The 14848-nt window shown below is 48.1% G+C and carries 11 protein-coding genes; 8 read left to right on the forward strand and 3 right to left on the reverse strand.

Annotation, left to right across the window (positions count from 1 at the left end):
* Positions 1-10: 10 nt before the first annotated feature.
* The 7 genes from ACZ50P_RS16595 (at position 11) to ACZ50P_RS16625 (ending at position 8952) form a co-directional block, all read left to right on the forward strand.
* Complete coding sequence (locus ACZ50P_RS16595; RefSeq protein WP_464118894.1) at positions 11-1732, forward strand: ABC transporter ATP-binding protein; 1722 nt, start codon at positions 11-13, stop codon at positions 1730-1732.
* Positions 1733-1752: 20 nt separating this feature from the next.
* Complete coding sequence (locus ACZ50P_RS16600) at positions 1753-2943, forward strand: mechanosensitive ion channel family protein (RefSeq protein ID WP_464132457.1); 1191 nt, start codon at positions 1753-1755, stop codon at positions 2941-2943.
* 127 nt (positions 2944-3070) lie between these two features.
* Positions 3071-4627, forward strand: coding sequence for a sigma-54 interaction domain-containing protein (locus ACZ50P_RS16605; protein WP_464118898.1), 1557 nt, complete (start codon positions 3071-3073; stop codon positions 4625-4627).
* Positions 4628-4815: 188 nt separating this feature from the next.
* Positions 4816-5685, forward strand: coding sequence for a P-loop NTPase family protein (locus ACZ50P_RS16610; protein ID WP_464132459.1), 870 nt, complete (start codon positions 4816-4818; stop codon positions 5683-5685).
* A 40-nt stretch (positions 5686-5725) separates the two neighbouring features.
* Complete coding sequence (locus ACZ50P_RS16615; RefSeq protein ID WP_464132461.1) at positions 5726-6760, forward strand: aminoglycoside phosphotransferase family protein; 1035 nt, start codon at positions 5726-5728, stop codon at positions 6758-6760.
* Positions 6757-7746, forward strand: a complete 990-nt coding sequence (locus ACZ50P_RS16620) for a sugar phosphate nucleotidyltransferase (RefSeq protein WP_464132463.1) — start codon at positions 6757-6759, stop codon at positions 7744-7746. The genes ACZ50P_RS16615 and ACZ50P_RS16620 overlap by 4 nt, the downstream gene beginning before the upstream one ends.
* 12 nt (positions 7747-7758) lie before the next feature.
* Positions 7759-8952, forward strand: a complete 1194-nt coding sequence (locus tag ACZ50P_RS16625) for an exo-beta-N-acetylmuramidase NamZ family protein (RefSeq protein ID WP_464118906.1) — start codon at positions 7759-7761, stop codon at positions 8950-8952.
* Between the two features lie 40 nt (positions 8953-8992).
* Here ACZ50P_RS16625 and ACZ50P_RS16630 read toward each other — a convergent pair whose 3' ends face one another.
* The 3 genes from ACZ50P_RS16630 to ACZ50P_RS16640 form a co-directional block, all read right to left on the reverse strand.
* The gene (locus ACZ50P_RS16630) at positions 8993-10018 is read right to left on the reverse strand and encodes a hypothetical protein (protein ID WP_464132465.1); all 1026 of its coding nucleotides are present in this window, start codon (positions 10016-10018) and stop codon (positions 8993-8995) included.
* 11 nt (positions 10019-10029) lie between these two features.
* The gene (locus ACZ50P_RS16635; protein WP_464132467.1) at positions 10030-11568 is read right to left on the reverse strand and encodes a hypothetical protein; all 1539 of its coding nucleotides are present in this window, start codon (positions 11566-11568) and stop codon (positions 10030-10032) included.
* A gap of 92 nt (positions 11569-11660) precedes the next feature.
* On the reverse strand, positions 11661-13844 hold the full coding sequence (locus ACZ50P_RS16640; RefSeq protein WP_464132469.1) for a Tad domain-containing protein: 2184 nt from the start codon (positions 13842-13844) through the stop codon (positions 11661-11663).
* 122 nt (positions 13845-13966) lie between these two features.
* Between ACZ50P_RS16640 and ACZ50P_RS16645 the strand changes: the two genes are divergently transcribed.
* Positions 13967-14848, forward strand: coding sequence for a hypothetical protein (locus ACZ50P_RS16645; RefSeq protein WP_464132470.1), 882 nt, complete (start codon positions 13967-13969; stop codon positions 14846-14848).

Below are 14848 nucleotides of genomic sequence, written 5' to 3' on the forward strand. Positions count from 1 at the left end.
AAAAACATAGATGTTAGTTGCACAAATTAAGAAAATTCTTGGCGAACTGAAACCTCACAAAAGACTTATCTTCATCGTCGCAGTTGCCGGAGTTATTCATGCCGCGGCCTATAGCCAGCTGGCCTACATGATCAAACCCCTTTTTGACAATCTGGCCGGAGCCGAGTTCAACCAGGTGATGCGTCTGGTTCCCTATGCTCTGGGTCTTTCCCTGGCGGCCGCCGTGGGACGTTATTTCCATATCTATCTGATGAACTATGTGGCTGAATGCGTGGTCCAGGGCATTCGTCAGAAACTGCAACAGAAGTTCATGCGTCTGAATCTTTCTTTCCATAACAACTTCACCACCGGCTCTGGGGGTTTGATCAGCCGTATCCTGAATGACATCAATGTTATTCAAGATGGTCTGCGCATGGTGGCAGATATCTTCCTGCATCCTCTGCTTTTTGTGGCACTTATTTACAACTTACTGCGAATTGATTGGAAGCTGACCCTGGCCATTCTGCTCTTGGTTCCGGTCATTGGGGCCTTCTTGAAGAACATTTCCCGCAGCTTGCGCAAGTATGTCCCGATGGGGCAACAGGTGCTGGAGAAAATGACCTCTACGATCAAAGAAAGTCTGGATGGGGTTCGTATCATTCAGTCCTTCAACCTTGAAAAAGTCATGGCCGACCGCCTGACGGATGAATCCAAAGAGTATCTGGCTGCACGCAAACTGGTGCACGCACGCACAGAGGCCATGGGACCTGTCACCGAGCTTTTGGCTTCTGCGATCTTCATGTCCGTTCTTTTATATTCCACATATGAAGTTTCCCAAGGTCGCGCGACACCGGGAACCTTTGTGGGCTTTATCACCTCGTTATTGATGATCAACCAGCCTATCAAGAAGTTTCAGGAATCCTATCTGCGTATTCAGCAGGTGGTCATCGCTTCTGAGCGCGTATTCAGTATCATTGAATCCGATCAGGAGGTTCCGGAAAGTCAGGCGAACAAACCTTTCCCTTCTCAGTGGGAAAAGCTTGTTTATAAAGATGTGAAGTTTGGCTACGGCAAAGAAATGATCCTAAAAGGAATCAACCTTGAGATCAAACGCGGTGAAGTCATAGCGTTGGTTGGAGCCAGCGGCAGTGGAAAATCCACCATCGTCAATCTACTGGAAAGATTCTTTGATGCCTCTAGCGGAGAAATTCTGATCGACAACACGAATATTCTGGATATCAACCTGAAAGACCTACGTCGTAATGTTGCACTGGTTACTCAGGATGTTTTCTTGTTTAGCGATACGATCGAAAAGAATATCCAGGCTGGCAACTTTGATCGGTCCCCGGAAGATATTCCAAGAATGGCCAAACTGGCCAATGCCCATGAATTTATCATGAAAACTCCGAACGGCTATCAGACACGTGTGGGTGATCGCGGAAATCTTCTTTCAGGTGGCGAAAAACAGCGCATCAGTATCGCACGGGCGATGTTCAAAGACGCACCAATTCTGATTCTGGACGAAGCCACCAGTGCGCTGGACACGGCCAGCGAGATCGAGGTTCAAAAGGGCATTGATCACCTGATGGAAGGTCGCACAGCGATTGTCATTGCTCACAGACTGTCCACCATTCAAAAGGCGGACAAGATCGTTGTTCTGAAAGACGGAAACATCGTGGAGATTGGAAATCATCAAAGCCTGCTGAACCAAGAGGGCGAATACTTCCGCTTCCACAGTTTACAACACACTTAATTCTATGATCTAAATAAAGTATGCCTACTTTATTTGAATCAGAACTTAGCACCGCTTTTCTTAATGCCGGCATTGCCACAGTTATTATGATTGTGGCCCTGTCCCTGATGGGATGGCTCTTCCCCTGGTTGCAACTAAAAGTCATGGCTCTTCGTGATGGTCGCATCCGCCCTCTAAAATTTCACAATTTTGAAATCATCACTGCACAGGCAATGGTGTCGGGCATCTGTGGCCTTCTGAAAGCCCTTCGCGTGGTGGCGACGTTACTGGTACTTTATTTCTATTTCTCTTTGGTTTTGGCTTTCTTCCCGGAAACCCGCTACCTGTCCGAAAATATGCTTCATTATATCCTGACGCCTTTGCGCGAGGTTTTAAAGACCATTCTGGATTATATTCCCAAGGCTTTCTATATCGTCATTATCGTCCTGGTGATGCGCTATATTCTGAAAGTCATCCGCATGTTCTTCCAGCGAATCGAAAGCGGATATCTTAAAATCGAAGGCTTCCATGCTGAATGGGCCAAACCGACATACAAACTGGTCCGACTTCTGGTCTTCGCCTTCACCTTGATCATCATCTTCCCCCACCTGCCAGGCTCGAGTTCGCCAGCCTTCCAAGGGGTTTCAGTCTTTCTGGGGCTGTTGATTTCCCTAGGATCAAGTTCTGCTATTTCTAACATGGTGGCCGGATTGGTTATCACCTACATGCGACCTTTTCAGATCGGGGACCGCGTGAAAGTCGGTGCAACAGTCGGTGATGTTGTAGAAAAGAACCTGCTGGTCACACGCATTCGCACCATCAAAAATGTGGATATCACGATTCCGAACTCCAACATTCTCAGCAGCCATATCATGAACTACAGTGCCGTAGCGGACTCGCAAGGACTTATTCTGAATCCACGCATCACTATTGGATATGACGTCAACTGGCGACAAGTTCATCAGCTGATGCTGGACGCCGCGGCCCGAACCGAAGGTGTGATGAAAGACCCCAAACCATTTATCTTCCAGACCGATCTGGGTAATTCTTATGTGGAATACGAACTCAACGTCTACACCCGCCTTGCGAACAAGTTCGACGATATCTATTCCGATCTTCGCAAAAATTTACAAGACTGCTTTAACGAAGCCAAAGTCGAGATCATGTCCCCGACCTATCATTCGCTTCGCGATGGCAATGAAATGCACATTCCACCGGAATATAAGTCTTAACCTGAGACACTTCTTCCAGCCCAAGGTCCAGGTTTGCTCGGTCTTTAGACAGTCACCCTAAAGTTCGTCTAATTTCTTGACGATAAAAGTATCGATACTTTTGACAGTCACTGAAAGGACGATACTTATGATTAATTGGGATGAGTTTGAACATATACATGTCATCAACAAGCTCAAACAGATTCTCAGCGCGTGGTGGAACATTGACGTGGTTTTCACGGATGAGCGTGGAATGTTGAAAGGCTATGACTCTGATAAAGTCACCTTTAACAATCCTGCAATCACAGCTCTTGTAAGAAAAGAAGCTGGCCAGGCAAGTATTGCAGAACTTGTGACCAAATCCCTGGATGATCTTCGTACTTCCCAGAACAGATTCAGCCTGCGCAAGTGGGATATGGTTGGTTTTGATGTGGGTGTCTTCCCAATCATGATCGACAATGACTGCGTTGGTACGGTTGTGGCGATGGGCTTCTTCCGTGATTCCAACTACACTTCCCGTCTGACAGAAATCCGCGAGCGCCTTGCAGCCTTCGGCCTGTCCGGCGAAGTGATCGAAAAATGTCTGGGCAAACTGAAATTCCTGGATGACCAGGAGCGCGCGCACTTCAACGAACTGTGTGAGCTGGTGGCTCAGGAAATCGTGACTCTTCATCTGGAAATTTCTTCCCGCGAAGACCGCATCAAAGAGTTGAACAAAGAGCTGGGCAACCGCTTCAAGTACGACAACATGATCGGTAAATCCAAACCAATGCAGTCCCTTTATGCTTTGCTTGATAAAATCAAAGGTGCGGATTCCACGGTTTTGGTTCAAGGTGAAAACGGTACCGGTAAGGAATTGATCGCAAAATCAATTCACTACAACTCTCACCGCAAAGACAAACCATTCGTTATTCAGAACTGTTCTGCTTTCAATGACAATCTTTTGGAATCTGAATTGTTCGGTCACGTTAAAGGCTCGTTCACGGGTGCTCTGAAAGACAAAAAAGGTCTTTTCGAAATGGCCGACAAAGGAACTTTCTTCCTGGATGAGATCGGGGACACTTCCCCACAAATGCAGGTTAAACTTCTGCGTGTTCTTCAAGAGGGCACCTTTATGCCTGTGGGTGCGACAGAGTCCCGAAAAGTGGACGTGCGCATCGTGGCGGCGACGAACAGAAACCTGAAAGAGATGGTTGAACAAGGCACCTTCCGTGAAGACTTGTACTATCGCCTGAATGTTATCAACATCCGCGTTCCACCTCTGCGTGAAAGAAAAGAAGACATTCCATTCCTTGTGGACTTCTTCCTGAACAAAATTCACGACCAACAAGGCGGACCAAAACGTCAGATCACAAAACGTGCTTTGGAAAAGCTTTATGATTATCCATGGCCAGGTAACGTTCGTGAGCTGCAGAATGAAATCGAAAGACTCTGTGTTCTTTCCGGTGACGAGACAAAACTGATGGCGGAACTTCTTTCTCCAAAAGTTCTGGAAGCTGGGGAAAAGAACAAAGTTCAAGGTTCCCGCCTGCAGGGCAAGCTGAAGGATGCGTTGGAAGATCTGGAACGCGAAATGATCCGTGAGGGTCTGCGCCGCACAGGCTGGAACAAATCCAAGCTGGCAAAAGAACTGGGTATCAGCCGTGCCGGTCTTATCATGAAGGTCGAAAAATACGGCCTGGATAAGCGTAAACTGGCGCGCTAAAAAGGGCACCGACCCTAAATAAATTACCTAAATGATCGAAACTTAGTGGGCTTTATGAGGAATTCATAAAGCCCACTTTTTATTTGTTTCACCCTCCAAGTTGCTGAAACTATAAGATTTTTCCCTAACAGCCTGCTGTTGGCATTGGTCTTGTATTAAAGGGCTCTGTGTAAGGGGTACGTGGTTTTATGCAGACAACATTGGATAGCTCTTTTGTAGAAAGACTAAAGCAGATTCTGGCCAACCGCTATGGGAAGGGTTTACAGATTCGTCAATTGATGGATCTGTCTGACATTTCAGACGCTGACGAGGTATTCACGCGGGGGCGTGACCTTCATATTCCTATTCGGGTGAATGGGAACTTCTTAGGAACAGCTGTGGTGCCATCCGCAGATGATCTCAATAGTGAGAAGCGCTCTGGAGTGGCTCAGTTGGTAAGAATGGTCCTGGAGCCCGCAATGTACAAATGGTATCTGGATCAAAAAGAAGCCAATCTTGAAGAGCTCAACAAGATCCAGCCGAATCTGGAAAATGTCCGACTCTTTGGTGAATCAATGCCCTCTATTGATGACATTCTTAACGAGGACTCTCCGGCACTGACCGAAAGTCCAGCCAACGAACTGGTTTCTCACCTGATTCATTTTGAAGGTCGCTCTGAAAACAACAACAAGAAAGTCGCGTTGCAACTGCATGAACTGACTGGCCGTTGGGCTTTCGTCCCTTTTAACGACATCAAAGGTCAGCTGCATTCTTCCATGGACATTGCCCGCCTGGGGGGCATGACGATCTTTGTGGAAAATGTTGAAAATCTGAACCCTTCCGAACAAGAGCTGCTGATGGAATACATCAGCGAAGAGCACCTGGCCGATGAACCTTTGATTGTGACCAGTTCTCTGAAGAATCTGGACGAACTTGGCTCTGTTTCGACTCTGGAACCAAAGCTTGTGGACGAACTTTCTGTCAACTGCTTCGAAGTGGATCGCGCACCCTTGACCGCTCAAGGCCTGAAAGAGGTGCTGGAGCTTTTCTTCCTGAAAGACTCTCCTACGAACGCTTAATTGCGACGGAGTTTATTCCTTGAAAATACCGTGAGTGTCTGTGAGAATTTTTCTCATGGTCACTCATGATGAATTTTTAGTTCCTTTTCTGACGCAAGCCCTGAAATCCGATAACTACAAGGTGTTTTCCCTTGCCGGTGATGCCTCCAATCGTCGCTACTATCGCGTCGTTCAGGATCATCAATCCTGGGTTCTGATGCGCTGGGAACCGTTTGATCCCAATAACTATCCCTTCCTGAGCGTCCTAAATCATTTTGCAAAGAATGGCGTGCATGTGCCCACGGTTGTTGCCATGTCCCCACAAGAAGGCCTGGTTCTTCTGGAAGATCTAGGGGACCTGACCCTGGAAAGAAAGTTCTGGGAAAGTCAAAGTCAGGAAGCTTCTTTGGAGTTTTATCAGATGGCCATTGATGAAATCGTAAAGATCCATCATCCGGCCACATTGGACAAATCAGAATGCACGGCCTTCAAAATAGAGTTCAACACTGAAAAGTTCCTTTGGGAGATGAACTACGGCAAAGACAATCTGCTTTCCGGCGTTTTAAAGTTTCCATTTGGTGAATCTCTGAACAAAGAAATCACCGATATCTTTGTGGATATTTCCAGCCGCCTGGATAAAGAACCCAAACGCATCGCTCACCGCGATTATCACTCCCGCAATTTGATGATTAAACTGGATCAAATGAGTGTTATCGACTTCCAGGATGCCCGTCTGGGACCGATTCAGTATGATCTGGTCAGTCTGATGCGCGACTCGTATGTCGATATGAATGATTCGATGGCAAAGACTCTGATCAACTACTATCTGGATCGTTCCAAAGAATATCTTCCGAAAGATTTCTCACGCGACCAGTTTGATCATATCTATGAACTGCAATCCATTCAGCGCTGCTTCAAAGCCTGCGGAAGTTTTGCAAGCTTCTATCACCTCAGACAGGATCGCCGCTACCTGAAGTATCTTTCCGGAACCCTTCGACGTGTTCTTAAGGCTATCAACGAGTTCCCGGAATACAAAGTCTTTGCCGATGTGCTGATTGATTCCGGCGCCTTGGAAAGAAAGTACGAAACACTATGAACGTCATGTTACTGGCGGCGGGCGAAGGCACAAGACTTCGCCCCTACACTTCCATTCTGCCTAAACCCGCCATTCCATTTCTGACCATTCCCCTGGCCGCTCATGTTTTGAATTTTCTGGGGGATTTAGAGATCAACAAACTGGTGGTAAACACATTCCACCTGCCACAGGGAATCCACGATCTTTTCCACACTCTGCCGATCAAAGCGCAATCTGTAATCTTTTCTGACGAAGAAGGGTTTATTCTGGGCAATGGCGGGGGACTGGGCAAGGCGGCTTCCCATTTCAGAGGCGGCGGGGCCTTTCTGTTAATGAATGCTGACGAAGTCATCCTTCCAAAAGAAGAAGATGTACTACAGAGGGCCTTGGCTCGTCACAACTCCCAAAAAAATATCGCGACCTTGATCGTCAAAGATCATCCCGGTGTCGGCACCAAGTTTGGTGGCGTTTGGGTGGATGCGAACAATAAGGTTCTGGGATTTGGCAAAACCCCTATTACAGGATCCGTGCGCGCCTGGCATTTTGTTGGCGTCCAGATTCTGGATGAAAAAATTCTGGAATATATCCCCGCAAATGTTGAATCCAACATTCTCTATGATGCGGTGACTGTTGCAATTTCCCAAGGTCACTCGGTTGAAGCTGTGCCTTTTGAAGGGACCTGGTTTGAAACCGGCAATCCCCAGGACTTTATGGAGGCCACCAAGGCGTGTCTGGAGTTTCTCACGGGTGAAGAGTCTTATCAGAAGAAAGCTCTTCAGCTGGCGCTGAAAAGATATTCCACGGAAAGAACCACAGCGACCCGGACCGTTTCATCTTTGACTCTAGTTGCCAGCACTGCTCAGGTGAAAATTTCCTCTATTCAAGGCGTTTTCTGTGCAGGCCCCGGCGCCATTGTCGAAGAGGGTTGCGAGCTGACCAACGTTGTGGTTGGCAAATATGTTCGTGTTCCTGCGGGGACCAAAGCCTCTAATACAATTTTTCTTTAACAAGGATATCAAATGAAACTTGGTCTTGAAGTTCTTCTTAGCAATGCAAAAATGCTTAAAAGTCTGAAGGGAAAACGCGTCGGCTTGGTTTGTCACCCTGCCAGTGTGGATGAAAGTTTGCAGCACAGTCTGGATTTGCTTTCAAAAAAGATCAAACTTTCCTGTGCCTTCGGGCCTCAGCACGGTGTTCGTGGCGACAAACAGGACAATATGATTGAAAGCCCGGACTTTATTGATCCCGTCCATAAGATTCCTGTTTTCAGTTTATATGGTGAAGTGCGCAGACCCACAGCCGAAATGATGTCCCACTTCGATGTTGTTTTGTTTGATCTTCAGGATCTGGGTTGTCGTATTTACACTTTCATCACGACTTTGCTTTATATGATGGAAGAATGTGCAAAGCTTGGCAAAACCGTGATTGTTCTGGATCGCCCCAATCCTGCAGGCCGTCCTGTGGAAGGCTTCCGGATGCTGCCTGGCTGGGAATCTTTTGTCGGGGCCGCTCCGATTCCGATGCGCCACGGTCTGACCGTTGGTGAGCTGGCGTTGTACTTTGCTGACTTCTATCAACTGGATCTGGATCTGCAGATCGTAAAAATGAAAGGCTACTCTCCGGACAAGGGCCCTGGCTTTGGCTGGGATCTAAAGCGTCCATGGGTGAATCCATCCCCAAATGCGGCTTCCCTCAACATGGCTCGCGCCTACTCGGGGACTGTGCTGATCGAAGGCACCACTTTGTCCGAAGCTCGCGGCACCACCCGTGCGTTGGAAATTATCGGAGCCTCAGATATCGACTTCCACGAAGTGCTGGTACGGATGAAAAAGAAGGCCCCGCAGTGGATGAAAGGTGTGACATTGCGTGAATGTTTCTTTGAACCGACCTTCCACAAACATGTCGGCAAGCTTTGTCACGGTTTCCAGTTCCATACCGATGGCATCAGCTACAAGCATGATCAGTTCAAGCCCTTCCGCCTGACCGCCTTGATGTTGAAAGTGATCCGCGAAATGCATCCGAAATATCCGATCTATCGCGATTTCGCGTATGAATATGTCAAGGACCGTCTGGCCTTTGATGTGATCAACGGTGGCCCCGCTTTGAAAGACTGGATCGAAAATCCCAAGGCGACTCCAAAGGATCTTGATTTGGCCCTGGCTAAAGATGAAAAGTCTTGGGTTAAGGAAAGAAAGAAATATCTTTTATATTAGAAAAGAAAAAGCCGAGTTCCTTAACTCGGCTTTTTTGTTTCTACTTCTGCAGGGCTAATTCTGCATCCGTAAAGAAGGATTCCTGGCTTTCTTTGACTTTGTATCTTCGAGTCATCATCAGGAAGATACTGTCGGCAGCAACTCCGATGGGTTCGCCGTTATAATTTTTTTGCATACCCGCCAGGTTGGCTGGATCGCGATTGAAGGCACCAGAGCCCCCTAATCCACTGCCGCCCGAGCCGGAAGATGATCCCATGTCATCAGAAGAGCCCAGGCCTGCGCTGAATCCGCCACCGCCCCCGCCGCCACCTTCATCGTAGCCGTTAGCAGCAGTCATGGCGCCAAGCTTGAGTTTGTCATATTTTTCTTTGGCCTTTTTTTCCACCTGACTTGAAAGCTCCATCAAGCCCGCAATCGCACCTGGGGGAATTCCTGCTGCAGCCATGGCCTCTTTGGAAGCGAAGTCAGACATCTTGTAGGTTTTGTCACCCACCTTTGCGGTCCCTGTCTTGGAATCCAAAACACCCATTTGTTCAAGCTTTGAGATATTTCCTTTGATCGCTGCAAACTGAGGGTCTTTATTCAAGGGATTGTTTGGATCATCCAAGCCATAGGGCTCATTGCTGGAATTTCCAGGCAAGTTCCCAAAACCATCGGTATTAAATCCAGTACCGCTGGCCTGTCCGGCAGCTTTACCGTGAGCACCACCTTGCGCCATGGACAACATCCCTAACATCACCTCAAAAACACCTTTGGCAATTGTGGGGTAATTACATCCCGCTGGCGTCGGACAAGGAGCCATCCCGGTCTTGATGTCAGTGTAGCCCATCGTCAAGAACATCCCGCCCGTCAGATACGACATCGCCTGTCCCATCGAGTTGGAATCAGACGTCTTATCCGCGGAATCATTCACCGATGGCCCCGAGGGGCTCTTGCTGGCGCCGGACTCCACACCTTTATCCCCGGATTCTTTTTTCGTGGTTGTTGTGGCCTCAGCCGAATATCCAACCACAGGGGCAAAAACCAAAGATGCTGCGCAAATATATTTAATGCAGTCCTTTTTCACAGCAGTCTCCTTTAGTTATTCAAGAGTGTGTTCTTGTTATCACGATAGCGTTCTCTGACTTTTTCCCAGTTGGACTTGCCACCTTGACCGGTGACTTCTTTTGTCCAAGCCTGCTGACCCGCCAAGCCCTGTGCTGGGTCTTTGGCGCCACCGGGCAGATACGCACGGTATTTAGAATCAGAAGCAGCACCTCGGTAGCCACCAAAGCCACCGCCTCCGCCACCACCGCCGGAGCCAGAAAGAATGTCTGTGTTCAGACCTTTTTTGGCGGCCTCTTCTTTGCCGCCGCCTCCGCCGCCACCCGAGCCACCGAAGCCGCTCAAGCCGCCGCCACCACCCATGGGTGCCCCAATTCCGCCAGAGTCAGAACCACCGCCGGCACCGTTTTCACCCAAAGTACTGCCGTCACCACCAAGCCCCAGTCCACCAAGGCCGTCTTTTCCACCAAGAGCCGCAGGATTGACATCCGCACCCGAAGCCGTCAGACGGGAATCACCACTTTCGTTGGCTTTCTGATAGGAGTTCGCACAACCTGGAGTTCTTGGATTCGCTTTACAGATACACTCTGGAAGCTGAGCATTGGCTGGGTCTTCGCACTTGTCTTTGGCTGCAGCAGCCACAGTCCCGCCGGTCCCGTTTGTGTCTTCATCACACTTCTGACCTTGCTTAAGTCCATTGATCATAGAGGCAATACCAGTACCCGCTGAAAGGATCATGCTGGCATATTCGTAAGTGCAGGCTTTGTTCTTTAGAGCAACAGACTTCTTATCTGTTTCCTGAAAGTCGTGCGGCAACACAGTGCCATCTAAGTACCCCTGGGTAGTGCTAATTGAAGCGTCCAATTTACCACAAGCGACTATGATTTTTTGTGCCGTTGGATAGTTAGGGTCCGTTGGCAGCGTGGCCTTCGCAGCCATCAAACTTTCGGAATGACAGTGCAGTGATCCAAACTCAAATTTAGATAGGCGTTTTAGATTATTATAAACTGTCGCACAAGAGGCCTCGCAGGCCGCCCTCGCGCTGGAACAGGCCGCCGTATAAGCGGTTAAAGCCATCTGGCCAAGTTTAGCTATCTTAGCAAAGTTACTACACGCATCCTGGATAGCTGCGCCGGAAATCATACCAACGACAGTATTGATTTGATTTAAACCCTCCTGCAGTTGAGGACTCGTTTTCTCCCGGCACATCCAAGACGCCGTGGATTGAGTCTTAACACAGGTGCCATGGAGTCTCTGGTAGAAGTTGGTAGCTCCGGTAAGATTTTCCAAAGCAGCGGTATTGATAAGATTTGCATTCAAGCTAAGGGCTTCTTTCGCCGCGGTCGCAAGTTGGTCCACATGCCCTTTTAATGTATCGGCCTGTGCAGTATATCCATCATCTTCGGCGCCATTCCGTGCATCTTGAATATCTGACTTAGAGGTTTTGTCAGATTTCTTCAGTTCTGCAGACTTGGTAAGATCTTTATCAGAGGCCTGAGCATAGGTGCCGCCACCAAACAACCCTAGTAATAGAAATGAGGATGCTCCAAAAGCAAAGATCAAATTTCTCATAAATTCCCCTGTCGTATTCTTTTCGGACAAAGGTCGTAGAATCTTAAGTTTTTGGCGAACGTCTCAGACTGAGACAATCAGATGCCTTTAACTTAGAACTCGCTGTCATCAGGTGGAGGATTTAACAACGGACCACCGCCGGTGTTTTCTCCCCCAAGCTTCAGATCCTGTGATCGCAAGTAGTTGGAAGAAACCATTTTAACCGCGTAACCCGTACTGCCACCCACGACGCAATTTCCCGTTGTTGGGACCACGCCACCAGAACTATCCGCCGCAACAGGTGCCGCGCATTTGCCAAACTTGGACGTATCCAAAGAATAGTCCAACAATCCCTTCGGAGCCCAGCCCGTCAGGACATTCATCCAATCCATGGACATAAAGGTAAACTTATCCTTCACGGGAACAATAAAGCCTGGTTCCTTCAGCACGTTGAACTGACTTATAATGTTGTATTCCTCGAAGTTGTAAGTGCCTCTTTTGTAGTCCTTGTGATAACCAAGATCCGGACGGAAGCTTCCAGTAAAAGTGGACCCTGGTCCCTTCAAATAACCATTTTTGATTTTCTTATAATAGTTATTATAGAAATCCGGCTCGATCGAATAGTAAGTCATATCAAACAGGTCCGGCAGAATCGCGGCAGTTTCAAGATTTCTCATTGCGGACGGAACATCACGCACGGAATCCCAGGACAGCAGATCACCGATTTCATTAATTCTGTTGGGAATATGATCCCAATGGGCAAAGTTCGGAGCGCTGTCGCCTTCATAGATGCTGTTACCACCGTATGGATTTGGATCCGAGGACCACTTCGGATCCAGCTTGTAAATGGCCTCGCCATAGTAAGCCAGCATTCTGAAAGTCTTTAAACCATACTTATCGCCCGGGAAGCGACTGAAGTTTGCCGCCCGGATGGCATTGTTCGCCGTATCGGTGCTGATAGAGGAAAGCAAAGATGTGTCCGTAACACGCGGTGGAAGAAGAGGGTCTGTTTTTGGACCACCTTCAGAGAAGCCAGAGCCGCGGTTCCAGTTTTGATTGTACCAAGGACCGATTCTGCCACCGAAGGGTTTATAGAAAGCTCTGGCTTTCAAAGTGATCGTGCCAAACGGAGAGAAAGGAATTTTCGGGGAAGTTGTGGCGGACACGCCCACATAGGCCATGCACCACGGATTCTTCTCAACTCCAATAGAGAAATTGTAGTTGTCATTTAAATTGCTACGATAGCCGATAAAATTCGCAAGCTCTGTAATAGGACCCTTAAGAGCATTCACACTGTCAAGATGGTAAGGAAAGCTGGAAGCATGGCCGGTCAGCTCTTTAGGATCGGTCTTGATATTGTAACCATCGCACTGGGTATCGGTGTATCTGAATCCCGGATAGATGCGAACAGCACTGAGCCATTTCGCCGGCTGATCTGGCGCCTGACCCGAGGCATTGCAAGCATCCGTTCCCAAAGAGTTGAAGACCTGCATTTTCGGATTCCCGGCCTTGTTCGGTGGGGTCAGATTATTAAGGAACGTATTCTCAATACCGACGCTGGCTTTCTGCCCGTCCAGATCATAAAAGTCATCCTTGGCCATACTTGAAGCGCGGGACAAGCTGGCAATCATATTCATACGATCGCGCTGATCCAGATTGAAGCTGACTATGAATTTTCCCAGCATGAAGTAGTTATAAGAACCAAACACCCGACAACGTTCTGTGGCGCTGCTTCTCATCACGTCACTGGCATTGCTGATACTTTTGGAAAACGCCTGGTGGAATGCAATCACCGGGACATCCTGCCACAGCATGACCTTTGTGTACGAAGCCATGTAACGACAGGTGTTCTCTCCAGGAGGCATCGGCTTAAAGGGAATATAGGTAATACAAAAAGCTGGAGCTTCCTGAAGATTGCGCGAAACAGAATCCGAGGTACTGACAATATCATCAGTCGGGCCTTGAATTGCTTTCAGGGGCTTTTTGAAAGGATGCCGCTCCCACTCCCCCGCACTTCCGAGCATGCGATAGCGCCACGCCAACAATTTCCAGCTTTGCCGAATTTGATAGTTTATGTGCGCAATCGCGTTCATATTCTCTGCCTGTCTCATGGCTCCATAGTAGGCCGCAAGATCGACAGAGTTCTGCAAGTTGACTTTGTGATGCACAAGAAGTCCGACATTGATCACCATTGCAAAAAACAGGAAAAGAATCTGGAAGATCAATGCAACGAACAGGGCGATCTGACCGCGCCTGTTGTTAAGATTCTGAATAAAAGTACTTCGTGCATTAAACATCTGTGTCTCAACATTGTCGCGTAGGTTGCCGGTTGTGGCAATAACTCGACCTCGAAAACTTTGACTTGTTCTATAGTGAGATGACAGACTTTTATCCATAGTTCTAAGAAGGAAACTCGACAATGGTCCTAAGAATATGCCTTACACTTCTGTTTGCCATGGTCTACGCGGGAACGGCCCGCGGGGATGTTCTTTTTGAAGGATACGCCAAGGTCCTTTCCGGCGAAGAACACATTGGTTACGTCATCAGCCGCTACGAATTTGACCAGAAGAAAAAACAGTTCATTTCCACTTATCTTTTAAAAACCGGCAAGGGTCCCAGCGAAACCACAGAAAGCCTCAAAGCCTATGCCGATGCCGAACTGACTCCGATTTCTTACGAATACACGTCCCTGGCAGGCAAAGATTCCAAACTGATCGATGCAAAATTCAAAAACGGCAATCTGAGTGCCGTTGTAAAGAGCAACGGCAAAGTTTCCCGCATTGAAAAGAAAATTCCCAAAGGCACCTTTCTTTCCACATTTTTGGTTTACCTGATGCTGAAGTCCAAAGAAGGACTGAAGTCTGAAACCAACTATGAATACCAGGCCATTGCAGAAGAGGACGCGGCCATCTACAAAGGCCAGGCCTTGGTGGGAAAAGAAGAAACCTACAACGGATTTAAAGCCTTCAAGATCCTTAACACATTCAAAGACATCAAGTTCCTCAGCTACGTCAACGAACGTGGTGAAGTTCTTGGGACGAATGCCATGGGCCAGGGAATCGTGACCGAATTGGTGGCAACACCCTCTGAAGCCATCGGCACAGTCCCCTATAGCGCCGCGATCTTAAAAACACTTTTCGGAAAAGTTCCTGAGGGCGACAGCAATGTCGTTTCCCGCCAAAGAAAACTAAAAGCAAGTGAAGCCAATGCGCCCGCACCGACGAAGCAAATTGGCATTCCTCCCGGCCAAGGCATTCTGCTGAAAGGCCAACCGCAAAAGACAGAAGACAAAGGGAATTAG

The organism is Bdellovibrio sp. CKG001, from assembly GCF_055397465.1.